Here is a 22,679-nt window from a genome sequence, read left to right as displayed (position 1 = left end):
TCGGTTAGGGAGACAAAGACATGAGCATCCTTTCCGAAGCACAGGCCAAGGCGATCCTGACCAAGGTCGTGGGCTTTTCCAAGGCGGACGAATGTACCGCGCAACTGACCGGGGCGATCCGCGGCAATGTGCGCTTCGCGCGCAATGACGTGTCCACCGCGGGCATCACCGACAATATCGAACTGGCCGTGCAGGTCGCGTTCGGCAAGCGGATCGGCACCGCGACCATCAACCAGTTCGACGATGCCGCGCTGGAGCGCGTGGTGCGCCGGGCGGAGGAACTGGCGAAGCTGGCGCCGGAAAATCCGGAATTCATGCCAGCGGTGACGAAACAGACCTACAAGCCCACCGACACGTTCAGCGCATCGACGGCCGGGATCGACGCCAATTACCGCGCCAAGGTCGCCACCGATTCCATCGGGCCGTGCCGCGCCGAAAAGCTGATAGCGGCAGGCTATCTGGAGGATCAGGCGGGCTTTGTCGCCTTCCTGAACAGCAAGGGCAATTACGGGTATCAGACATCGACCAGCGCGGATTACACCTGCACCGTCCGCACCGAAGACGGACGCGGGTCCGGCTGGGTAGGCCATAATGTGCAGGATGTGGCGACGTTCAGCGCAGGCGAGGATATCCGCGTCGCCATGCGCAAGGCGAGCGCGTCTGCCGAAGCGAAAGCGCTGGAGCCGGGCAAATATACCGTCATTCTGGAACCGGCCGCCGCGGCTGGCCTGATCCAATTCATGTTCTTCTTCTTCGACGCGCGATCGGCGGACGAAGGCCGCAGTTTCCTGTCGAAAAAGGGCGGCGGCAACAAGCTGGGCGAACAAGTCTATGGCCCGCAGGTCACGATGTTCACCGACCCGGCCTATCCCGGCGCAGCGGTGCTGCCCTGGGACGAGGATGGCGTGCCACGCGCAAAGCTGCCGATCATCCAGAACGGCAAGCTGATGAATATGAACTATAGCCGTTTCTGGGCGCAGAAGCAGGGCAAGGCGCAGCAGGCGCAGTTCGGCAACATCATCATGGAAGGCGGCACCAAGTCGACCGCGGACCTTGTCCGCACCACCGAGCGCGGCATATTGGTTTCGCGCACCTGGTATATCCGCATGGTGGACCCGCAGACGGTGCTGCTGACCGGCCTGACCCGCGACGGCACCTTCTATATCGAAAATGGCCAGATCAAATATCCGGTGAAGAATTTCCGTTTCAACGAAAGCCCGGTCATCATGCTGAACAATGTCGAAGAACTCGGCAAACCCGTGCGGGTGAAGGGCGACGAAGCGGATTCGCCGATGGTCATTCCGCCGATGAAGCTGCGCGACTTCACCTTCACGTCGCTGTCGGACGCGGTGTGAGGCTGACCCGCACGGCATGACGCGCAGCGACTTTCTTCGGTTGATGGCGGGTGGTCTGGCCAGCGCGTTGCTGGCCCGGCCGCTCGCCGCCTCCGCTGCGGCTGGCTACGACTTCTGGTTCACGCGCCTGCGCTACGATAGCGGAGACTGGGATGTGGACCAGCGCACTCCATCGAACATCGTCACGTCGCTGATCGACTATACGACGCTGCGCGTTGACCCGAAGGAGCATGTCATCGCCCTGTCGGACCCCAAGATGCTGACTGCGCCCTTCTGCTATTTGGCAGGGCACAAGCTGGTTGAATTTTCAGCGGCCGAACGCCGCAATTTCGAACGCTATGTCCGCAATGGCGGGTTCGTCATGGTGGATGATTGCAACCATGACATCGACGGCCTGTTCGCCCGGTCCTTCGAAGCGCAGATGGCGAAGATCTTCGGGCCAAAGGCATTGAAGACCTTGCCCAAGAGCCATGGCCTATATCGCAGCTTCTTCAAATTCGATGACGGCCCACCCAACACCGGGCTGGAACTCAATGGCTGGGGCGACGACCTGGTTCACGACTATCTCAAGGGGATAGAGGTGAACGGCCGATTGGGCATTCTGTACAGCAACAAGGATTATGGCTGCGAGTGGGATTATGACTGGCGCAACAAGCGCTTCCTTGCCGAGGATAATACCAAGTTCGCGGTCAACATCGTCATGTACGCCCTGTCAGTGTGACGAGCGCCCCTCCCCATTCCCGCCTTTCGTCCAGCAAGGGACATGACATGACCGAAATCACCGAAGCCGAAATCCAGATCCGTCTTGCGCGATTGACCGCATTGCGCTCCGCGATCGGGCAGGCGATCGTCGGGCAGGCGGAGGTGGTGGAGCAATTGCTGATCGGCCTGCTGGCTGGCGGGCATTGCCTGCTGGAAGGCGTTCCGGGCCTGGGCAAAACGCTGCTTGTGCGGTCGCTGGGCGACGCGCTGAAGCTCGATTTCCGCCGCGTCCAGTTCACCCCCGATCTTATGCCCAGCGATATATTGGGCACGGAATTGCTGGAGGAGGACCATGGCACCGGCCATCGCAGCTTCCGTTTCCAGCAAGGCCCGGTCTTCACCAACCTGCTGCTGGCCGACGAACTCAACCGCACACCGCCCAAGACGCAGGCGGCGCTGCTGGAGGCGATGCAGGAAAAGACGGTCAGCTATGGCGGCGTAACGCATAAGCTGCCCGCCCCCTTCTTTGTGCTGGCAACGCAGAACCCGCTGGAGCAGGCCGGCACCTACCCCCTGCCCGAAGCGCAGCTCGACCGCTTCCTCCTGCATGTCCGCGTGGATTATCCGACCGAGGAGGAGGAACGCGCGATCCTGGCCCAGACCACGGGGACCAAAGCGGGCGTGGTGCCGATGGTGATGGACGGCGAGGAGGTGCTGGCGCTGCAACGGTTGGTGCGCGACGTGCATTTCAGCGACGACCTGCTCCATTGGGTGACGCGGATCGTGCGGGCCAGCCGCCCCGGCGACGACGCGCCGGAGGATATCCGTAAATATGTGAAATGGGGCGCGGGGCCGCGTGCCGGCCAGTCGCTGATCCTGTGCGCCAAGGCGCGCGCGCTGCTGCATGGTCGCCTGGCCGCGACGCGCGAGGATATCGCCGCGCTCGCCGCGCCGGTCATGCGCCATCGCCTGCTGCTGTCCTTCGCCGCCGAGGCCGAAGGGCGCAGCGCCGATGATGTGGTCGCCGCCCTGGTCCGCGCCGTCCCGCTCGCCTGAACCTGTTCCGGCGATGACCGACCTGATTCCACCTGACGTGCGCAGCCGCCTTCGCGGCCTGCGGCTTGTCACGCGCCGGGCGGTGGGGTCGCATGGCCTTGGCCTGCATCAAAGTCACAGCCGGGGGGCCGGCCTGGAATTCGCCCAATATCGCGCCTATGAACCGGGCGACGAACTGCGACAGATCGACTGGAAGCTCTACGCCCGGTCGGACAAATTCTTCGTGCGCGAAGCCGAGCGCGAAAGCCCTGTCGCTGTGTGGATATTGATCGACGCCAGCGCCTCGATGGGCCAGGCCGACGCCCCACGCCCACATTATCGCCGCCTCGACGCGGCCAAGGGCATCACCGCCGCCATCGCCGAACTCGCCCTGAAACAGGGCGATCGTTTCGGCTTCATGGCGCTGTGCGACGAAGGGATGACGCTGCTGCCGCCCGCGACCGGCGCGCGCCATCGCGACCGGCTACTGCTCGACCTGCTGACCGTGCATCCCGCGCGCGGCTTCGCGGCGGAGGCCCAACTGGGGCCGGTCTGGGAACGGATCGGGGCGCACGACCTGGTCATCCTGCTGAGCGACTGTTTCGATGATGGCGCGGTGGCGCTGGCGGAAAAGCTGGCCGCCGCGGGGCGGGAGACTCTGGTGATAGAGATGCTGACCGTCGCCGAACGGGATTTCCCCTTCGACGGCGGCTATCGGTTTCGCGATCCCGAAACGGGCGAGCAATTGCTGGGGGACGGCGCGGCGCTGCGCGCCGGGTTCATTGCTCGCTTCGGGCAGGCCCGCGCTGCGCTCCATGCGCGACTGGACGGCGTCGGCATTCGCCATGCCGCCTATGTGCTGGACGAACCGATCGACCTGCCGCTGCGCCGCCTCTTTTCCGCCCATGGCGCGGCGGACTATGCATGAGCGTGGGATTGCTCTTCCCGGCGGCGCTGACCGCGCTTTTTGCGCTGATCGTGCCGCTGATCATTCATATCGCGCGCAAGAGCGAGCAGTTGCCGACCGATTTCGCGGCGCTGCGCTGGCTGCGACAGAAACCGAAACCGCGCTCCCGGCTACGTTTCGACGAATGGCCGTTGCTGTTGGTGCGGCTCATACTGCTCGCACTGGCGGCGCTATGGCTGGCGCAGCCTGTGCTGTTCGGTGCGGCCGACCGCAGCTCCTACGTCGCCGTGGTGCCGGGCGCGCAATTTGATGCTGCGACGTTCAAGAACAGCCGCCTCCACTGGATCGCGCCGGGGTTTCCGGCGATCGACACGCCACAGCCTGCGGGGCCGCTGCCGATTGCCAGCCTGATACGGCAGATCGACGCGGAATTGCCGACTGGAACGCCGCTGACCATCATCACGCCAACTGTCATAGACGGGGCGGACGCCGATCGCCTGCGCCTGTCGCGCAAGGTAACGTGGCGGATTACAGACGGCACGGTGGCGGCATCAGAGGCCAAGCTTGTGTCACCACCGCCCCTGTCCGTTCGCTTCGATACCGATAATCGCGGTCCGCTGCGCTACATCCGCGCCGCCGCATTGGCATGGCAGCCGGCAGGACGGAAGGCGGATATCGACACCGCCGGCACCGACGCCCCGCTGCCCGACCAGCGACGGATATTGCTCTGGCTGGCTGGCGGCACCTTGCCGGACGACGTCCTCCGCTGGGTGAACGAAGGTGGCACGGTGCTGGCGGTGAGCGATGCGCGCTTGCCCGATGGTCGCCCTGCCCTGCCCGTCTGGCGCGACGATCTGGGCACACCGCTGGCAGAGGCGCGGCCGATGGGCAAAGGACGCTTACTGCATTTCACCCGCGCGATGACGCCCGCGCAGATGCCCATATTGCTCGACGCGGATTTTCCTGCTCAATTGCGCGCGTTATTGGCCCCACCGATACCGCCTGCCCGCGTCGCTGCCGCCGATTATGCGCCGCTGACGGGCGGGCGCACCTATGACCAGCCGCCGCAGTCTTTGCGGCCCTGGCTGGCCCTGCTGATTGCGCTGTTGCTGCTGGTCGAGCGCTGGATGGCGACGCGCCGCGGCCGGAGCATCGCGCCATGACCGGGCTGCTCGCGCATTGGATCGCTCCCGCCCGCCGCAGGGCATTGGCCGATACGCTGGCGATGGCGATGCCATTGCTGATCGCTGGGGGCGTGGTCGGCTGGCGCGGGGGGGGACCGGTCATCGCGCTGCTGATAGTTGCGATTGGCAGCGCCATGGCCATTCTTATCGCCCGTCGGCGCGCCGCCCGTTTCGATCGGGCCTGGCTAGTCCGCAGCCTCGACAATAGCCGCCCGGAACTGGAGGATAGCAGCGCGCTGCTGTTCGCCGAGGATGCTCCGCTTGCCCCCTTGCAAGCGCTCCAGCACACGCGCATCGCGGCGCGGATCGATCAGGGTGCGCCTGACGATCTAAGGCCCGGCTGGTCGCGTCGCACGCTGCTGGCTGTTAGCATCATGGCCGCTACGCTGATCATCGCCGCCCTGCTCTGTCCACGCCCCGGCGAAGGGCCGCCCATGCTCGCGCCGGCCCAAGAAGGCTTGCCCGCCCGCCCCGGCATCCCGCGCCTGGTTGCACAAAATCTGCGGATCATTCCGCCGTCCTATACCGGCCTATCGGTGCGTGATTCCGCCTCGCTCGATGCCCGCGCGCCACGAGGGGCACGACTGGAATGGACGCTGCGGTTCGATCCACAGCCAAGCAACGCCGTCCTGGCGATGCTCGCTGGCCAACCGCTATCCCTGCGGCGCGACGGTGAAACATGGATCGCCAGCCGAACGCTCGATGCCTCCTTCCTCTATCGGGTAGATCCTGCCACGGCACGCGGCCCGACCCCGCCGCTTCACCGGATAGACGCGATCGCCGACGCCCCGCCCCAGGTAAAGGCGCTGTCGCCGACCGCCAGCCTGTCCATGGTCACGGCGGGTCAGCGCAGTTGGACCCCGGTCTTCGCCGCGACCGACGATTATGGCGTCGCCGCCACCGCCCGGCTGCGCGTGACTCTGGCGATCGGCGAGGGTGAGAATGTGACCTTCAGCGAACGGGAAATCGCCCTGACGGGCAGCGGCCCGGCGCGCGATCGCCGCTTTGCGCCGCGGCTCGATTTTTCCAGCTTCGGCTTCGTCGCGGGCGGCGACATGGTGGTGCAGTTGATCGTGCGCGACAATCGCTCCCCCACGCCGCAGGAGGTACGCGGCCCCAGCATGATCCTGCGCTGGCCGTCGACCAAAGAGCCGGAAAGCGGCGGTATGGAGGGCATGGTGAACACCACCCTGCCCGCCTATTTCCGCAGCCAGCGGCAGATCATCATCGATGCAGAGGCGCTCATCAAACAGAAGCGCGGTATGGCGTTGGACCGCTATGTCACCCGATCGGCGTCGATCGGCGGCGACCAGCAGATATTGCGCGGCCGCTACAGTCAGTTTCTGGGTGGCGAGGAGGAAGGCGAACCGGCATTGCCGACCGCAGACGGCCATCAGGAGGGCGACGGCCACGACCATGGCGGGCCGCCCAAGCAGCCCAGCACCGGCTTTGGCGCGCCGGAGGATGTGCTGGGCGATTTCGGCCATCCCCATGACGATAGCCCCGCCTCCAGCCTTGATCCTGAAACCCGCGCGATCCTGAAACAGGCGGTCGATGAAATGTGGCAATCCGAACGGGAATTGAAGCAGGGCCGCCCCGACCTGGCCCTGCCCTTCGCTTACAAGGCGCTGCGTTTCATCAAGGAGGTGCAACAGGCGACCCGCATTTTCCTGTCGCGGGTCGGCCCGGAACTGCCGCCGATCGACGCGACCCGACGCATGACCGGCAAGCGCGAGGGATTGGCGAGCCGCACGCTTGCCCTCGCTCCAGTGGAGGGACGCGATGGCCCTGCCGCCGCTGCATGGCGGGCGTTGGGCGAAGGGCCGGATGCGATCCGTGGGCCAATCGCGCTGGATGCTTTGGAGGACTGGACGCGGACCAATGCCGGACGGCTGCCCGACGCGCTGGCGCTGCTGGGTGCGATCGATAGCGTGCGCAGCGATCCCGCCTGCATGGCCTGTCGCGCCCGATTGCGCGCGCAACTATGGACCGCGATGGAGCGACCGCTTGCGCGCCCTGCCCGACGTCGCCCGGCCGATGCGGGCGGCGCGCGCTATCTGGGTGCGATCGGGGGAACGCCATGACGATTCAATGGGCGGTTATGCTGATCCTGGGCTTTGCGACGTTTCTCGCCTGGGTGCGACTTTCATTATGGCATAGTCGCGGGCGAAGGACGGGCCAGGCTTCGCCTGTCCGACTGGCATTGTTGATGTTGCTCCAACCGCTGGTGTCGGCGCTGCTCTATTACGCCCTGTTCCCGCCCATGGTGGGCGGCGGCCCGACCGACCTGCGGATCGCGACGGCCGGAACGTCGCGCCTTGCGGCCGCTGTCGATGGCGCGCCACTCATCCTGCTGCCCGAAGCGCCTGCGATCGGTGGCGGCGAAGCGACGCCCGATCTGGCCACCGCGCTGCGGCGGCATCCGGGCGTCAGAACGATCACCGTGCTGGGCAAAGGCCTTGGCCCACGCGATATCGATGCCGCGCGGCAGGTGGCTGTAGAGTTCGATTCGCCGCCGCTCCGGCCAGGCATCCTCAATCTGACGCCGCCGCCAACGGCGCCGGCAGGCGGCCGTTTCGTCGTGGGCGGAACGCTGGCCGGACTGAGCGAAGCAACGGTCGAACTCATCGATCCGGCGGGCCGCGTTACCGACAGCGGTTCGGCCGACCGGGACGGGCATTTCCTGCTGGCCGGAACCGCGCGGGCGGCGGGGGCCGTTAACTTCACGCTGCGCGCGCGCAAGGACAAGCGCCTGATCGAGCAGGCCGACGTCCCGGTCTGGGTGACGGACAGCACCCGCCCCCGGCTGTTGATCTTGGCAGGCGCGCCGGGGCCGGAGGCCAAATATCTGCGACGCTGGGCGAGCGACGCAGGATTCGACGTGACGACGCAAATGAGTGCGGGCGGCGGGATCGCGCTTGGCGACGCGCCGGTGGCGCTGGATGCCGCCGGATTGCGCCGGTTCGATGTGGCCATCGTCGATGATCGCGCATGGGCGGGACTGCGCGGCCCGCTGATCGCCGCCGTGCGCGGCGGCTTGGGGCTGGTGTTGCGCGCGGGCGGTGCGATCGACGGCGTGACGCGATCGCAATGGCAGGCTCTGGGCTTTGGCCTGAGCGGTCCGGGTGGCGTGGCACCGCTGGCGTTGCCCAATGCGTCCGATGAAGCCGTTGCCCGCACTCGCCATGGCATTGGCAGCGACGAAGCGCCGGTGGACATGGCCTTGCCCGAAGACTTTGCGCCCGATGTCGGCCGCCTGGGCCTGACGCCCGGCGGCGGCGAGGCCGTGCCCATGCTTCAGGATGCAGGTGGCGCAACGCTGGGTGCGTGGCGGGCGATCGGCATCGGGCGGGTCGCGCTGTTCACCGGCATCGACAGCTATGTCCTGACCCTGACCGGTCGCCGCGATCTCTATGGCGACTGGTGGAATGGGCTGCTGACGGCGGTCGCGCGACCTGCGCCATCCAGCCACATGATCCCCGGCATCCTTTGGGCGGGCGAACGGATGGCGCTGTGCGATATTGGTAGCGACGGACAAGTAGAAAATACCGACAGCGCGCAGACCAGACTTGCACCGGTGGCGGGATGCGGCGCGTTCTGGCCTGCAAGGGCTGGCTGGCATCAGTTGCGCGTGAAGGACGCGCTTCGCCCCTTCTATGTTCAGTCGCACGACGCATTGCCGACAATGCGCGCTGCGCGTGACCGGCAGGCGATGGCGATGCGGTCGACCACTACCCCCGGTGCGCCAGCCGTAGCGGTGACGACCGGCGGTTCTGGATCGGCGTGGCCCTTCTGGGTGGCATGGTTGGTAGCGAGCGCGCTGCTATGGTGGCTGGAGCGGTCGCGCGTGGGTCGCCGCGTCACCCTTTCGTCAGGCCAGGCAGAGCCTGCGCTTGCAACTGCCTCTGCTGCGCCATAGCAAGGATGCAGGGCTGTGATGCCTGAAATTGGGGGCGATTTTCCATGCGATTTCTGTCGGCGACCGGTGGTTGTCTGCTTTTGCTGTCCGCGTCAGCCACGGCGCTGTCCGTAACGTCGATTGCTCCGGTTGCGGCACAGACGTCCCAGGCACCCGTCGTCTTGCGCGAAACAAGCCCGGACTGGCTGGCCGTCCGCACCCTGCCCGATATCAAGCCTGATCAGTTGGCGCATGCGGAGGACGGCGTCGCCTACCTACTGACCGACTGGCAGGTACGCGGCACGGCGCAAGGCTATGACAGCTATTATCGCATAGCGACCAAGGTGGTCGATCGCAGCGGCCTGGAAGAAACGGGGCGCATATCCACCAGTTATAACCCGGCATTTGAAACGGTCGCCCTGAATTTCGTCCATATCATCCGCGACGGCAAGGTGATCGACCGCACTTCAGACGCCAGCTTTCGCGTGGTCGAGCGCGAAGACGATCTGGACGATGGCATCATCAGCGGAACATTAAAGGCCATCGCCACGCTGAAGGATGTGCGGGTTGGCGACATTGTCGATTATGGCATGACTCAGCATGTCCGCACCGCCTTGTGGCCCGGCCACTATTTCGCCAGCTTCACCGATCGTTTCACCGAGCCTCTGGGATTGCGCGCGATCCGTTTCATCTGGCCCGCCAGCCAGCCGCTGCGGTTCAAGGCTGCCAATAGCGACATCGCCTTCACCCAGCAGAAGCAGGGCGACATGACCGCCTGGGAATGGGTCGGCCGCGACCGGCCATTCGGTCCGGGCGAGGATGACGTGCCCGCATGGCACCCCCAATATGGCCGTATCGACATATCGACCATGGCCGATTGGGCGACGGTCGCGCGTTGGGCAACGCCGCTTTATGCGGGCGATGAAAGCCTGACACCCGATTTCGAACGGTCGCTGGCCGACATCGCCAAACGATGGCCCAAGGCGCAGGACCGACTGACCGAGGTCAGCCGCTATATTCAGGACAATATTCGCTATGTCGGCGAGGAGTTAGGTGAAGGCTCCTATGTGCCGCGCCGGCCCAGGCTGGTGCTAGAGCGCGGCTATGGCGACTGCAAGGACAAGAGCCTGTTGCTGGCCGTGGCGCTGCGACGGCTGGGGATCGGCGCGGTGCCGGCGCTGGTGTCGACCAGGCCGGGCCGCGACTTGCCTGACCGGCTGGCGTCGCCCCTGATGTTCGATCATGTAATCGTGCGGGTGGCGATCGACGCCCAGACGCTGTGGATTGATCCAACCGCGACCCATCGCGGCGGTCGGGGCCTGAACATCACGCCCTCCAATCTGGGTTATGCGCTGCCGATCCGCGACGGCCAGCAGGCGCTGGAGAAAATGGAAGGCTATGCCGCCCGCGCCGGGAAGATGGACGTGATCGAGCGGTTCGATGTGGACGAAGCCGCGCCGGTCGCGATGACATTGCATGTCGAGACGCGCTATAGCGGTGGCATGGCGGACTGGATGCGCGGTCGGCTGGCGTCGCAGTCGGCGGCGCAGATGGCGCGCGGCAACCTGGAATTCTACCAGAAGCGCTTTCCTGGGCTGACCGAGTCCAAGACGCTGGCGATCAGCGACGACCGGGACGCCAATATCGTCGTACTGGGGGAGGATTACAGCCTATCCAAGACTGAGTTCGACAAGGGCAAGATCCTGTCGGATCTTAACACCAACGCCTATGCCATCAGCAATCTGGTGCCTGCCAAGCAGGCCGGACCGCGTACGCAACCGCTCTATCTGTCCGCCAATATCGACCGTAGCCAGCTGATCGAGGTCCATGCCAGGGATCGCCGCCTGTGGGCGCCGGACGATATTGAGATGAAGGCCGACGGCCTGGTCTTTTCCCGCAAGTCGGTGCGCGACGGCGATGGCGTCCGCATCGCCTATCGCCTGATCAATGACGACAACAATGTCGTCCCAGCCGCGCAGGCCGCCACAGTCTATGCCATCAGCGACAAGATCGGCGATGAGAGCGGTCTGCGCTTCTTCATCGACAAATCCTCCCGTCCGTCCGCCACGATGGGCGCAATCGACCCCGCGGACATGCAGCCCTATCGCGTCGAACTGGACCGGATCGTCGCCCTGATGGGCGAGAAAACGGATCAGGCGTCGAAGGTCGAAGCCCTGTCTATCGCCAACCAACTGGCCGAAAAGCCGCCGCGCCCGTCCGCCATTGCCGGCCTGCTCGATGGCTTGAAAGGGCTGATCCTGGCAGGGCTTGGCCGCAATGCGCCTTCCAAGGCGGCTTTGCTGTCCAGCCTGGAACAATATCAGGGCAATGCGGACATGATGCGCACCCTGATGGCCATTCAGCTGAATAGCGACGAACCCGCCGCCTTGTTCAAGACGATGAAGGTCGCGCAGGCGGCCCAGCCTGCGCTTATCCAGAATTTCGACATGGACTGGATGCGGTTCATGCAGCAGCGGATACGCACGCTGCCCGAAGAACAGCGGCAAAATGCGCGTCATGAACTGTGCATCCTTCTGGCCGGCAGCGGTTGGCATATGGAACCGCGCACGGTGGAAGGCGTCAGCATGCTGGGCTGTGCGATCCAGGGGCAATTGCAACGCGGCAATGTGGCCGAGGCGCGCAAGCTGATCGCGCTGCAACCATCGGCCGATACATTGGCGAGCCTGGCGATGGACAAACGCTATCAGGCGATCTGGCCGGACCTGGCGAAGGGGCAGGCGGATGGCTTTGCCAAGAACATCGAGCAGGCTATCGTCACCGCCAAAGCGACAGTAGCCAAGGCGCCGGACGAATTCGGCGCCGCGACCGGGTTGATCCAGGCGCTGCGCACTGCCGGCAAGGCGCCGGAAGCCATAGCAGCGGGCAAGCTGTTGGCCGCGCGCAAGGACAAGATCGAAGCGACGGGCGACACCGCCTTCTGGTTCGTCAACGAATATGCCTATGCGCTGGCGGACGCGGGCAGGACGGACGATGCCATCGCGCAGATGGACGGGCTGATGGCGTTGGGCGTCGACCAATATCCGACCTTGGTGTCCCAGGTCATCAATCGGGCGGAGATGTTCAACCATGGCGACAGGCCGGAACAGGCGCTGGCGGCGCTGACCGAGGCGGAAGACAATTATGCCACCCATGCCAGCATGTTCGGCAAGATGTGGATATGGGCTGGCAAGGCCTGCGCGCTGCGCAACCTCAATCGCGGCGAAGAGGCCAAGGCCGTGGAAGAAAAGCTCGTTACCGGCCGCGACGATAATAAATCGGCGGTCACCATGGCTGCGGCATGTCGTGGCGACCAGCCGATGATCGAAAAATTGCTGATCGAACGGCTGGACAAGCCGGAGGATCGTGCCGCCGCGCTGGGCCTGTTCACGCGGTTCAAGGTGCAGCCTGCGCCATCGCGCTTCGACGCAAAGCTGGAGCAGGTGATGGCTGCGGCGCGCGCCGCCCCGGCGGTGAAGGCTAAGTTCAGCGAATATGGCCGCGTAGTCGATTTCGCCGGCAGCAAGGCCTATTGGGGCGATTTCTGACCGGGTTCCGGCGGGCTTAGGGTTTCTTCAGTCGGCCATGTAAAAGTCGCGCAGCGCCCGCGCATCGTGCAGGGCATTGTGCGGCACACGGCTGTTGGCGGCTGCGCTGAAACCGGCGGCGTTGATGAGTTCCAGCCGCAGCCCGAAGTCCACGCCCGCCATCTTGCCCGGCCCGGTCACCAGCAGGGCGCAGAAATGCGACAGATCCTCCGGCCAGTCGGCGATAATGATCGGATCGCTGTCCCCTTCGAGATAGGCGGCCACATGGTCGGCGGCTTCGACCCGGCCCAGTTGCAGATCGATGCCGGGCGGGACATGGCGCAGATAGGGGATGACATGCTTTTCCACCCAGGGTTCGATCTCCTCGGGCAGCGGCAGCGTTACATAAAATTCCTGGTCACCATGTTCGGGAACCAGTGCGACGCTGATCAGCGTGCCGCCAAAGCCGTTGAATTCGGTGTCGAGGAAATACCGCATGAAAGGAAAAACTGCCTGCCAGTGAGAGGGCGTCGAAGGGGGTGACGCAGGGTTGCAGGTGCCTGTAGCATTTGCGTGACGGATGCCAAGCTGCCATGCGCGTCGCGCGTGGCACCCATGGGATAAATGGCGCGACGAATGGCGTGCGGCAGATGGAAGGAAGCGATCATGATCCCGCGGGAATATCTGGATTCGGCGCAGGTGCCGGGCGGGCAGGAACTGAAACTCTATCGGCGCGGCGCCGATCATATGATCGTGCTCGACCGCAACGAGTTGATGAGCAGTCGGATGAGCGGATCGGAAAAGCAGCTGGCGCTGATGACGATCGAACGATTGCAGGGGCGCAAGGCACCGCATCTGCTGGTCGGCGGCTATGGCATGGGCTTCACCCTGCGCGCGGCACTGGGCGTGCTCGACGGATCGGCGCGCGTTACCGTGGCCGAACTGGTGCCCAAGATCATCGAATGGGCGCGCGGGCCGATGGCCGATCTGATGGCCGGATGCCTGGACGATCCCCGCGTCGAACTGCTGATCGATGATGTCGTGCCGGTGATCGCGGCGGGCCAGGCGACCTACGACGCGATCCTTCTGGATGTCGACAATGGCCCTGACGGCCTGACCGCCGCAGCGAACGATCGGCTCTATTCCGCCAGCGGGCTGGCAGTCGCCAAAGCGGCGCTGAAGTCTGGCGGGATATTGGCGGTGTGGTCGGCGGGATCGGACGATCCCTTTACCCGACGCCTGCGCAATGCGGGCTTCGAGGTAGACGAGGTCGCGGTCAAGGCGCGCGACAATGGCAAGGGGCCGCGCCATGTCATCTGGTTTGCGCGGAAGCGATAACCGGTCCTAGTCCGTTTCGACCCTTAATGGAAATCCCGTGATCGCGGCAATATCCGCACGTCCCTGGGATGCCTGCGCGGCGATGGGGCAGCACGCGCTTGGACCGGATGCGTAACTTCATCCCCACGCATCATCGGCTGTTCCTGCAACCAGTCCAGCGCGCGGCTGGCGTCGGTGACGCGATCGACCATCAGATGGACAACATTTTCCTTGCTGCGCTGGACTTCGCCTTCGATCAGCATAAGGCGAGCCGCCATCACCGCGCGCCGCTGCTTCTCCATCTCACGCGCCCATAGCAGGGCGTTGACGATGCCGCTTTCATCCTCGATCGTGATGAAAACCGCATTGCCCTTGCCCGGCCGCTGGCGGATCAGGACCACGCCTGCCACCTTCACTTTCGCACCATCTTTGGCGCTATTGACCGATGCGCAGTCGATGACGCCGCGTCTGTTGAAATGGTCGCGCAGAAACTGCATCGGATGCCCCTTTAACGACAGCCTGTGGGTCTGGTAATCGATGGCGACCTCTTCGGCCAACGGCATGGCTGGCAGCATCGGATCGGCTTCGCTGCCGAGTTCGGGCAAATCCTGCGCGGCGAAGAGGGGCAACTGGGCCGGCGGCACTCGACGCGCGTCCCACCCCGCTTCGCGACGGCTGCGGCCGATCGATTGGAGCGCGTCGGCGTCCGCCAGCAGATGCAGGGCGCGCGCGGGCATCCCGGCGCGGCGAGCAATATCCTCCATGTCGCGCAGGGCGCTTTCATGCCGTGCTGCGATTAGCGCCTTGGCCCATTCTTCGCGGAATCCATCAATCTGCTTGAGGCCAAGGCGCAGCACTCTCTCCCCTTCCAGACTGCTATACCAGTCGCTCGCCTGCACATCGATCGGCCGCACTTCCACGCCATGTTGCTGCGCATCGCGGACCAATTGCGCGGGGGCGTAAAAGCCCATCGGCTGGCTGTTGAGCAGCGCGCAGGTGAAGACGGCGGGGTAATGGCATTTCAGCCAGGAGGAGACATAGGCGAGCCAGCCGAACGCCTGCGCATGGCTTTCGGGGAAACCATATTCGCCGAAGCCCTTGATCTGTTCGAAACAGCGCTCGGCAAACTCGAGCGGATAGCCGCGCGCAGTCATGCCGCCGATGAACTTGTCCTGCCAATAGCCCATCGTCCCGCGATTGCGGAAGGTCGCCATGGATCGGCGAAGGCCGTCCGCTTCCGCCGGCGTGAATTTGGCGGCCACGATCGCCAGCCGCATCGCCTGCTCTTGAAACAGTGGTACGCCCTTGGTCTTTTCCAGCACCTCCTTCAGTTCGAAGGGATTGTCCGCAGGCCCCGGATAGGCTTCTGCCTCCTCCCCCGCTCGCCGTCGCAAATACGGATGGACCATGCCACCCTGGATCGGGCCGGGCCGCACGATCGCGACCTGGATGACGAGGTCGTACAACTCCTTGGGCTTCATGCGCGGCAGCATGGAAATCTGGGCACGGCTTTCGACCTGGAAGGTGCCGATGCTGTCGCCCTTTTGCAGCATGGCGTAGGTTGCGGGGTCTTCAAGCGGCACCGTCTCCAACTTCAGGTCGCCCAGGCCATGCAGGCGCATCAGGTCGAAACTCTTGCGGATCGCAGTCAACATGCCGAGCGCCAGCACATCGACCTTCATCAGTTTCAGCGTGTTGAGATCATCCTTGTCCCATTCGATGAAGGTGCGGTCGGGCATGGCGGCATTGTGGATCGGCACCAGTTCGTCCAAGCGCCCCTGGCTCAGCACGAAGCCGCCGACATGCTGCGACAGGTGGCGGGGATATTCGAGCAATCGGCTAGCCATGTCGCGCAGACGGGCGAGTTCGGGATTGGCGGGATCGAAGCCGGCTTGGGCCAGTCGGGCTTCAGGCACTTCCTGATCCCCGCTCCAACTGCCCCAGACGGTGCCGGAAAGGCGCGCCGTCACATCCTCGGTCAGGCCAAGCGCCTTGCCGACCTCGCGCAGAGCGCTGCGCTGGCGGTAACGGATGACGGTCGCGGCGATGCCGGCGCGATCACGTCCGTATCGGCGGTAGATATATTGCATCACCTCCTCGCGCCGCTCATGTTCGAAATCGACATCGATGTCGGGCGGCTCGTCGCGCGCTTCGGTCAGGAAGCGGGAAAAGAGCAGCTTCTGCTCGACCGGGTCGATTGGGGTAACGCCCAGCAGATAGCAGACCAGGGAGTTGGCGGCAGACCCCCGCCCCTGACACAGGATCGGCGGATCGAGGCTGCGGGCATAGGCTACGATGTCGTGGACAGTCAGGAAATAATAAGCGTAGTTTTTGAGGCGGATCAGGCGGAACTCGTCATTCAGCACGTTCCGATAGGCGGGCGGCAATTCGTCGGGAAAGCGCGCCTTCGCCTTTTCCTCAACCAGATGTTCGAGCCAGTCCTGCGGTGCCCAGCCCTCCGGCACCGGCTCATGCGGATATTCATAGACCAGTTGGTCCAGGTTGAAATCGATGCAGCCGAGCAAGTCCTGCGTCGCGGCGATCGCCTGCGGGCAGGCGGCGAACAGCCGTGCCATTTCGGCGGGGGTTTTCAGGTGGCGCTCGGCATTGGGAGCAAGGCGGCGGCCCGCCGTCTGGATCGTCAGCCCTTCGCGGATGCAGGTCAGCACATCCTGCATCGGCCGGTCCTCCGCCTCCGCATAGAGGGCGTCATTGGTGGCGATCAACGGCACGCCGCATTGTGCGCCAAGCATCCTGCGCCGGGCCAGCATCCGTGCGTCGCGCCCGGATCGCCCCATCGTGGCGGCGAGCCAGAGATACGGGGTAAGCGCCCGCAATTGCGCCAGCAGCGCTGCGTCATCGTCCATCGCGATCAACGCCATGTCCTGCGCATGATCGATCAGGTCCGACAGATTGAGTTCACATGTCCCCTTGATCGCGCGGAGATTGCCCAGTGTCAGCAACCGGGTCAGCCGGCCCCAGCCGAAACGGGTGCGGGGATAGGCCACGATGTCCGGCGTGCCATCGGCAAAGACCAGCCGTGCCCCGACGATCAGGCGCATGGTGACGCCCAACGGCCGCAAATCCTTGAGCGCCTGATGCGCCCGGACCACGCCCGCCACCGTATTGCGGTCGGCGATGCCGATGCCGGTCATGCCCAGATGCGCGGCCTGCTGCACCATGGCGGCGGGATGGGACGCACCCCGCAGGAAGCTGAAATTGGTGGCGGCCACCACCTCCGCAAAGTCGCTCATGCGAACAGGCCGTGCAGATACCAGCGTATCTCCGTCTCTTCGCCGAACAGGCCATGGCGGAACATCCAGTAGCGTCGCCCGTCACTATCCTCGATCCGATAATAATCGCGCGTCTTGCCTGCCCCGCCCGGCTGATGCCCGGCCCGTCTGCGCCACCATTCCGCCGCGATCCGTTCCGGTCCTTCGGCCAGCCGCACTTCATGCAGGCGGTCACGCCAGCGAAAGCGCTGCGGCGGGCCATCGGGCACGCCGGCGATCACCGCAACCGGTTGGGGCGGGTCGAACAGCAGCAACGGACGAGGCGGACGATCCTCTTCTGTCGGCCAGAGCTGTTGCCGGGACTGCGTCGCCGGGAGCAGCCGTTGCGCGCCTTCGGGCAGGTGCCGGTCGCAGGGCTGGAGACGGCGCACATTATCCGGGCCAAGGCGGATGCCGAGCCGATCGACGAGCGCGACGATGCCCTCCTCCGCCGCCTGCGCCTCCCCGTCCATCGCCTGTTGCCGTTCGGCCAGCGGCTCGACCCGCGGCACCGCCAGCAACACAGCGTCGAAGCCGAAGCCGGGATCGAGCGGGTCCGCCATCGTGTCGATCCGCTCACGCAACAGGCGCAGCACGGCGGCGGGATCGCGCACCGGCTGTCCGGTTTCGATCGCCAGCCCCTGCCGCGCGCCATCGCTGCGCAACAAACGGATGACGAAACGCCGGCCGCCCAGCTTGCGCGCTTCCATCTGCCGGGCGGCCTGATCCAGCAGATCCTCGATCACGTCCATGACATCCTCGGTCCGGGCGATCGGTTCGGGGAAGCGCGCCTCGGCCCGGATCGGGGCGGAGGGACGGCGCGGCGCGATCGGACTGGGCGCTTCGCCCAATATCTGGCGCAGCCGGGTGACCGCCTGTTCGCCAAAGCGGGCGGCGATCATACCCATCGGGCGCTGCGCCAGATCGCCGATACTGCGCAGGCCGGCCCGGCGCAGCGCAGCCAGTCCGCCATCGTCCAGTTCAAGCGCCGCGACCGGCAATGCTGCCACATCGCCGCCACTCCCGCCATGTCGGGCGAGCGCACGGGCCGCCATGGCGTTGGGACCAAAGGCATGGCGACTGGCATAGCCGGCTATGGCCCGCGCCTGTTGCGCAAGGGCCTTGGGACCGCCGAACAGATGGCTGCAACCGCTGATATCAAGGATGAGGCCATTCGGCGCATCCAGCGCGACCATGGGGGTAAAATGCCGCATCGCCTCCAGCAAATGGTCCAACGCCTGCGCATCGGCGACCGGATCGGCCGGGCGCGTGACGAGTGTCGGACAGCGCGCCCGCGCATCGGCCAGCGTCATGCCCGCAGCCAGCCCCTGTTCGACGGCCTGCCTGTCCACCGCCGCCAACCGCAGCGCACTGCCGACCCGCGCCACGAGTGCCAGAGGTTCGGGCGCTACGCCATCAAGCGACCTGTCGCTGCTCGTCCCCATCGTCGCCCGCATCCGTTCGCAGGCGAGAAAAGGGAACCACAGCGCCAGGCAAAGGCGCTTGTCCGTCTGCATCCCTGAAACATCCACCTTCATTATCCCATGTCAGCCGCCAGCGTCCGCCCGCAAGGCCACCACGACAGCGGAGCAATTCGGCCTCGATCGCCGGCCATCCGGGGGCATCCGCCTCCAATGCGACGGAGGGCGCGCTTTTGATGGTCCAGCGGGTCTGCGCGCCGCTCGATCGCGGTTCTGCATCGCCTCGCAGCAATAATATGCACGCGCCGGAGGCTTCCGCCGCCAGCACCAGCCGGCGGCTGGCGGTCAGGTCATAGTCGACAAACCGCCCCTCGCTTTCCATCAGCACCGCCACCACGCCCGGACAGCGCGCCGCCTCCAGCCCGGCGCGCAGCATATCGACCTCAGTCCTTGTCTCCACGATCGTCAGGCGACCGGGCTGGATACCCAGCAACGCCAGTCCGTCGCCCGAAAAGAGCGTCGGCAGGCGTTGCCGACGCGGTGTACGCAGGGCAAAGATCGCACCTGCGCCGGCCAGCGGCCCTTGCGTCAGGGCAAAGGCCAAGGCGGCAGCCCGGTCCTCAGCCTGGCTGTGAATTTCATGCAAATGTCCCTGCTCAAGCGCCGGACAGGACGCTTGCGCTTCGGGCGCATGCCGTCCTGCCGGACGCGCGCTGCTGATGGGACCATTGGCTGTCATATCTAGAATCACTCGCTATGTTCTCTTTATGTTCCATATGCGAGCGTTCGTCCAGCATCGAAAGAGTGCGAGGAAAGGACGATTTTCCAACCGCCCGACAATGATAGATAGATAGTATCAATTTGAAACATGATGAAATTATCGTAATATTACGACATTGATAGTAATATTACGAAATTCTTGTTTCTAAAAAGACACATTGCCTGAAAAGCCGCTGTTTAACAAAAGCGCAATATTGACGATATGCGCCACGCCAAGGCACATTCATCCCATCAACTCGATGCAGCCACGATAAAACTGCACGGGTCGCATAGAGTGCATCGAAGGGAGCATATCATGACATCGGCTGAATTTTGCAGGCGCCTCCTGGCGTCGACGGTCCTGCTCGGCCTGTCGACCCCGGCCCTGGCCCAGAGCGGCGCACCGGAAGACAGCGCCGCGCCCGCCGAGACGATCGTCGTCACCGGATCGCGCATCGCCCGTCCCGACCTGCAACAAGCGTCGCCCATCGCGGTCATCGGCAGCCAGGAACTTAAGCTGAGCGGCAAGGTGAATGTTGAGGCGATCATCAACGATCTGCCGCAACTGATCCCCAGCACAACGGCCGCATCCAACAATCCGGGTGGCGGCGTATCGACGGCCGACCTGCGTGGCCTTGGCTCCACCCGGACGCTCGTGCTGGTCAATGGCCGCCGCTATGTCTACTATGATTCGAACCAGGTCGTCGACCTCAACACCATTCCGGCTGGCCTAATCGATCAGGTGCAGGTCGTTACCGGTGGCCGGTCGGCGGTCTATGGGTCCGATGCGATCGCCGGCGTCATCAACTTCGTCATGAAGCAGAATTTCGAAGGCGTGGAAGCCAACGCCAATTACCGCATCAATCAGGCGGGCGATGGCGGCACGTTCAACACCAACCTGCTGCTGGGCGGCAATTTCGCGGACGGCCGGGGCAATGCGACCTTCTATATCGACTATACCAAGCGCGGCGGCGTGTTGCAGGCCGGGCGAAGCTATACCAAACAAGCCTACACCGACGATGGCGACGGCGGCTTGGCGGCCGGCGGCTCCGGCTCCATCCCCGGCACCCGCTTTGCAATCGGCGGCGTTCAGCGCAAGTTCGAGAGCGACGGCAGCTATTCGGCCTATAATTCCGGCACCGACGCCTACAATTATGCGCCCGACAATTATCTGCAGGTGCCCCAGAAGCGCATCCTGCTGAGCGCCCAGACCCATTATGAAGTCAGCGATCACCTGACCGTCTATGCCGAGGGGCAGTTCATCAACAACCGCGTCAAGAACCGGCTTGCCTCCACGCCCTTCACCGGCACGGTGGAACTGGACAATGACAGCAGTTTCCTGTCCGCGTCATCCCAGGCGCTGCTCCAGGGGCTGGACAGTGATGGCGACGGCTATACCACCGCATCCATCTATCGCCGCATGAACGAGGTCGGGCCGCGCCTTTCGTCCGTCGACAACACCGCCTATCGCACGGTCATCGGCGCGCGCGGGGAGGTTGCGGGCGACTGGAATTATGACGGCTATTACAGCTATGCGCGCACCAAGTCCGTCGAAACCCAAACCGGTAACGTATCGCGCAGCCGGGTGGAGCAAGCGCTGGCCACCACCTATGACAGCGACGGAAACCTGGTCTGTTCCGACACCAGCAACGGCTGCGTCCCGCTCAACATCTTCGGCGCGGGCAATATCAGCGACGAAGCCGCGGCGTTCATCGCCATTCCGGTGAAGAATGTCAGCACCATCACCGAGCAGGTTGCCAACCTGGCGATCACCAACGGCAATCTGTTCGACCTGGGCGCTGGCCCTGCGGGAATCGCGTTCGGCGCGGAATATCGCAGCGAACATGGCAGCTACGATCCCGACTATGCGCTCTCGTCAGGCGACGTCGTCGGCTTCAACGCGGGCGAAGGGCTGTCGGGCGGCTATAATGTGAAGGAGCTGTTCGCCGAAATCGACGTGCCGCTGCTGGCGGACATGCCGCTGGTCCACAAGCTGGCGTTCAACGGCGCCTATCGCTTCTCACGCTATTCCACCGCCGCCAAATCGGTCAGCACCTATTCGGCGGGCCTGATCTATGCGCCGGTGCAGGACATCACGCTGCGCGGCCAATATAGCCGTGCGGTGCGCGCGCCCACGGTCGCGGATCTCTATTCGGGCCAGTCGGAGGATTATCCGACTGCGAACGACCCGTGCGAAAACGCCGCCGCACTGACCAACGCCAATCTGACGTCAAGCTGCGTTGCGGCCGGTGTGCCGTCCGCGCTGCTGGGCACGTCGCTCAACGGCGGCAGCACGCAGATCCAGTCCTATAGCGGCGGCAATAGCGACCTGGGCGTCGAAACGTCAGACACCTGGACGGCGGGCGTGATCCTGCAACCCCGCTTCCTGCCGCGCTTCACGATGACGATCGATTATTACCAGATCAAGATCGCCGACTATATCTCCACCCCCGGCACCGCGAACCTGATCGCCGCCTGCTATGGCACGGCGGCCAATGGCTGGACGCCCTATGACAGCAGCGCCTGTTCGCTGCTGCCGCGCAACGCCAACAGCTATGCGATCGAGGGGGCTGTCAACCTGCTGGCCAATACCGGCGGGCTCAAGACGCGGGGCGTCGATTTCGAGGCGCGCTACAGCGTGCCGCTCAATTTCGGGATATTGGGCGCCAAGACGGGCAAGCTGGATTTCCGCATTTCCGGCACGCGGCTGATCCAATATGATCTCAACCCGCTGGCGGCGATCCCGGAACTGACCCAGAAATGCGCGGGCAAGTTCGGCATCTATTGCGGCAATCCCTATTCCAAACTGCGCCTGAGCAACCGCGTCACCTATAGCAGCGGGCCGCTGACCTTGTCGCTGACCCACCGCCACCTGTCGAGCGTCAAGGATGACGACGATACGACCGAATATAGCGTGGAGAAGATCAATGCCTATAATCTGTTCGACCTGGGCGCGCAGATAGAAGTGACGAAGAATTTCGGCTGGACCATCGGCATGAACAATATGTTCAACAAGAAGCCGCCGATCCTGGGCGACAACCAGGAACAGTCCAACACCTATCCGTCGACCTATGACGTCTATGGCCGCGCTTTCTTCGTCAATGCGTCGGTGAAATTCTGATCCCGCTGGCCGGGCGCGGATGCGCCCGGCCAAAAGCATGACAGGTGTCGAAAAATCGGTTAGAGCCTGATTCATAATTATCCGATGAAATTTCATAGTCTTGCGATGCGACGCGCGAATAGCTGGATGGAAGCTATGAACAGCCACGCAGTTGCCGATGCGATGGTCTGTTCAAAGTCCTTGG

General features: G+C 64.4%; 14 protein-coding genes and 1 pseudogene. 10 read left to right on the top strand and 5 right to left on the bottom strand.

Features of this window, described 5'->3' with window-relative positions; all coding sequences use genetic code 11:
• Window positions 1–20 precede the first annotated feature (20 nt).
• The 8 genes from HHL08_RS13485 to HHL08_RS13450 are packed head-to-tail and all read left to right on the top strand — an operon-like array spanning window position 21 to window position 12,626.
• Window positions 21–1,355, top strand: coding sequence for a TldD/PmbA family protein (locus HHL08_RS13485; RefSeq protein WP_169573684.1), 1,335 nt, complete (start codon window positions 21–23; stop codon window positions 1,353–1,355).
• Between the two features lie 16 nt (window positions 1,356–1,371).
• Entirely contained in the window at window positions 1,372–2,076 is a 705-nt protein-coding gene (locus HHL08_RS13480; protein WP_169573683.1) for a DUF4159 domain-containing protein, read from the top strand.
• A 47-nt stretch (window positions 2,077–2,123) separates the two neighbouring features.
• Window positions 2,124–3,113, top strand: a complete 990-nt coding sequence (locus tag HHL08_RS13475; protein ID WP_169573682.1) for an AAA family ATPase — start codon at window positions 2,124–2,126, stop codon at window positions 3,111–3,113.
• 13 nt (window positions 3,114–3,126) lie between these two features.
• The gene (locus HHL08_RS13470; RefSeq protein WP_169573681.1) at window positions 3,127–4,020 is read left to right on the top strand and encodes a DUF58 domain-containing protein; all 894 of its coding nucleotides are present in this window, start codon (window positions 3,127–3,129) and stop codon (window positions 4,018–4,020) included.
• On the top strand, window positions 4,017–5,162 hold the full coding sequence (locus HHL08_RS13465) for a BatA domain-containing protein (protein ID WP_169573680.1): 1,146 nt from the start codon (window positions 4,017–4,019) through the stop codon (window positions 5,160–5,162). Before HHL08_RS13470 ends, HHL08_RS13465 begins: the two co-directional genes overlap by 4 nt.
• Window positions 5,159–7,267 carry a DUF4175 family protein gene (locus HHL08_RS13460; protein ID WP_169573679.1) on the top strand — a complete coding sequence of 703 codons (2,109 nt, stop codon included), beginning with the start codon at window positions 5,159–5,161 and terminating at the stop codon, window positions 7,265–7,267. Before HHL08_RS13465 ends, HHL08_RS13460 begins: the two co-directional genes overlap by 4 nt.
• Complete coding sequence (locus HHL08_RS13455) at window positions 7,264–9,102, top strand: carboxypeptidase regulatory-like domain-containing protein (protein ID WP_169573678.1); 1,839 nt, start codon at window positions 7,264–7,266, stop codon at window positions 9,100–9,102. Before HHL08_RS13460 ends, HHL08_RS13455 begins: the two co-directional genes overlap by 4 nt.
• A gap of 44 nt (window positions 9,103–9,146) precedes the next feature.
• Window positions 9,147–12,626 (top strand): DUF3857 domain-containing protein, encoded by a 3,480-nt coding sequence (locus HHL08_RS13450; protein WP_169573677.1) that lies wholly within the window; start codon window positions 9,147–9,149, stop codon window positions 12,624–12,626.
• A 27-nt stretch (window positions 12,627–12,653) separates the two neighbouring features.
• Here HHL08_RS13450 and HHL08_RS13445 read toward each other — a convergent pair whose 3' ends face one another.
• Complete coding sequence (locus tag HHL08_RS13445) at window positions 12,654–13,103, bottom strand: hypothetical protein (protein ID WP_169573676.1); 450 nt, start codon at window positions 13,101–13,103, stop codon at window positions 12,654–12,656.
• Between the two features lie 168 nt (window positions 13,104–13,271).
• Here HHL08_RS13445 and HHL08_RS13440 point away from each other — a divergent pair, with 168 nt between their 5' ends.
• A complete protein-coding gene (locus tag HHL08_RS13440) occupies window positions 13,272–13,943 on the top strand; it encodes a spermidine synthase (protein WP_169573675.1) in 672 nt (223 codons plus the stop codon).
• A 23-nt stretch (window positions 13,944–13,966) separates the two neighbouring features.
• Here HHL08_RS13440 and HHL08_RS13435 read toward each other — a convergent pair whose 3' ends face one another.
• From HHL08_RS13435 to HHL08_RS13425, 3 genes are read right to left on the bottom strand one after another with little or no spacing between them, the layout of a single operon-like run.
• Window positions 13,967–17,176, bottom strand: a complete 3,210-nt coding sequence (locus tag HHL08_RS13435; protein ID WP_169573674.1) for an error-prone DNA polymerase — start codon at window positions 17,174–17,176, stop codon at window positions 13,967–13,969.
• Window positions 17,173–18,711: a Y-family DNA polymerase gene (locus HHL08_RS13430; RefSeq protein WP_169573673.1), complete on the bottom strand. Its 1,539-nt coding sequence runs from the start codon at window positions 18,709–18,711 to the stop codon at window positions 17,173–17,175. The genes HHL08_RS13435 and HHL08_RS13430 overlap by 4 nt, the downstream gene beginning before the upstream one ends.
• Window positions 18,611–19,354, bottom strand: a complete 744-nt coding sequence (locus tag HHL08_RS13425; RefSeq protein WP_169573672.1) for an ImuA family protein — start codon at window positions 19,352–19,354, stop codon at window positions 18,611–18,613. The genes HHL08_RS13430 and HHL08_RS13425 overlap by 101 nt, the downstream gene beginning before the upstream one ends.
• 336 nt (window positions 19,355–19,690) lie before the next feature.
• On the opposite strand from HHL08_RS13425, the gene HHL08_RS13420 reads away from it, so the two are divergent.
• Entirely contained in the window at window positions 19,691–22,495 is a 2,805-nt protein-coding gene (locus HHL08_RS13420; RefSeq protein WP_169573671.1) for a TonB-dependent receptor, read from the top strand.
• A gap of 92 nt (window positions 22,496–22,587) precedes the next feature.
• On the opposite strand, the pseudogene HHL08_RS13415 reads toward HHL08_RS13420, so the two are convergent.
• Window positions 22,588–22,679: pseudogene (locus HHL08_RS13415) on the bottom strand (IS5/IS1182 family transposase); the annotation flags it as partial.

The organism is Sphingobium psychrophilum (assembly GCF_012927105.1).
GTDB lineage: Bacteria > Pseudomonadota > Alphaproteobacteria > Sphingomonadales > Sphingomonadaceae > Sphingobium > Sphingobium psychrophilum.
The sequence above is the reverse complement of the archived record's forward strand: the minus strand, read 5'-3'. Positions and strand labels throughout refer to the sequence as shown.

Coding starts and splice junctions, on each gene's coding strand:
- HHL08_RS13485 (WP_169573684.1), top strand. CDS start 21: ATGAGCATCCTTTCCGAAGCACAGGCCAAGGCGATCCTGACCAAGGTC.
- HHL08_RS13480 (WP_169573683.1), top strand. CDS start 1,372: ATGACGCGCAGCGACTTTCTTCGGTTGATGGCGGGTGGTCTGGCCAGC.
- HHL08_RS13475 (WP_169573682.1), top strand. CDS start 2,124: ATGACCGAAATCACCGAAGCCGAAATCCAGATCCGTCTTGCGCGATTG.
- HHL08_RS13470 (WP_169573681.1), top strand. CDS start 3,127: ATGACCGACCTGATTCCACCTGACGTGCGCAGCCGCCTTCGCGGCCTG.
- HHL08_RS13465 (WP_169573680.1), top strand. CDS start 4,017: ATGAGCGTGGGATTGCTCTTCCCGGCGGCGCTGACCGCGCTTTTTGCG.
- HHL08_RS13460 (WP_169573679.1), top strand. CDS start 5,159: ATGACCGGGCTGCTCGCGCATTGGATCGCTCCCGCCCGCCGCAGGGCA.
- HHL08_RS13455 (WP_169573678.1), top strand. CDS start 7,264: ATGACGATTCAATGGGCGGTTATGCTGATCCTGGGCTTTGCGACGTTT.
- HHL08_RS13450 (WP_169573677.1), top strand. CDS start 9,147: ATGCGATTTCTGTCGGCGACCGGTGGTTGTCTGCTTTTGCTGTCCGCG.
- HHL08_RS13445 (WP_169573676.1), bottom strand. CDS start 13,103: ATGCGGTATTTCCTCGACACCGAATTCAACGGCTTTGGCGGCACGCTG.
- HHL08_RS13440 (WP_169573675.1), top strand. CDS start 13,272: ATGATCCCGCGGGAATATCTGGATTCGGCGCAGGTGCCGGGCGGGCAG.
- HHL08_RS13435 (WP_169573674.1), bottom strand. CDS start 17,176: ATGAGCGACTTTGCGGAGGTGGTGGCCGCCACCAATTTCAGCTTCCTG.
- HHL08_RS13430 (WP_169573673.1), bottom strand. CDS start 18,711: ATGCAGACGGACAAGCGCCTTTGCCTGGCGCTGTGGTTCCCTTTTCTC.
- HHL08_RS13425 (WP_169573672.1), bottom strand. CDS start 19,354: ATGACAGCCAATGGTCCCATCAGCAGCGCGCGTCCGGCAGGACGGCAT.
- HHL08_RS13420 (WP_169573671.1), top strand. CDS start 19,691: ATGACATCGGCTGAATTTTGCAGGCGCCTCCTGGCGTCGACGGTCCTG.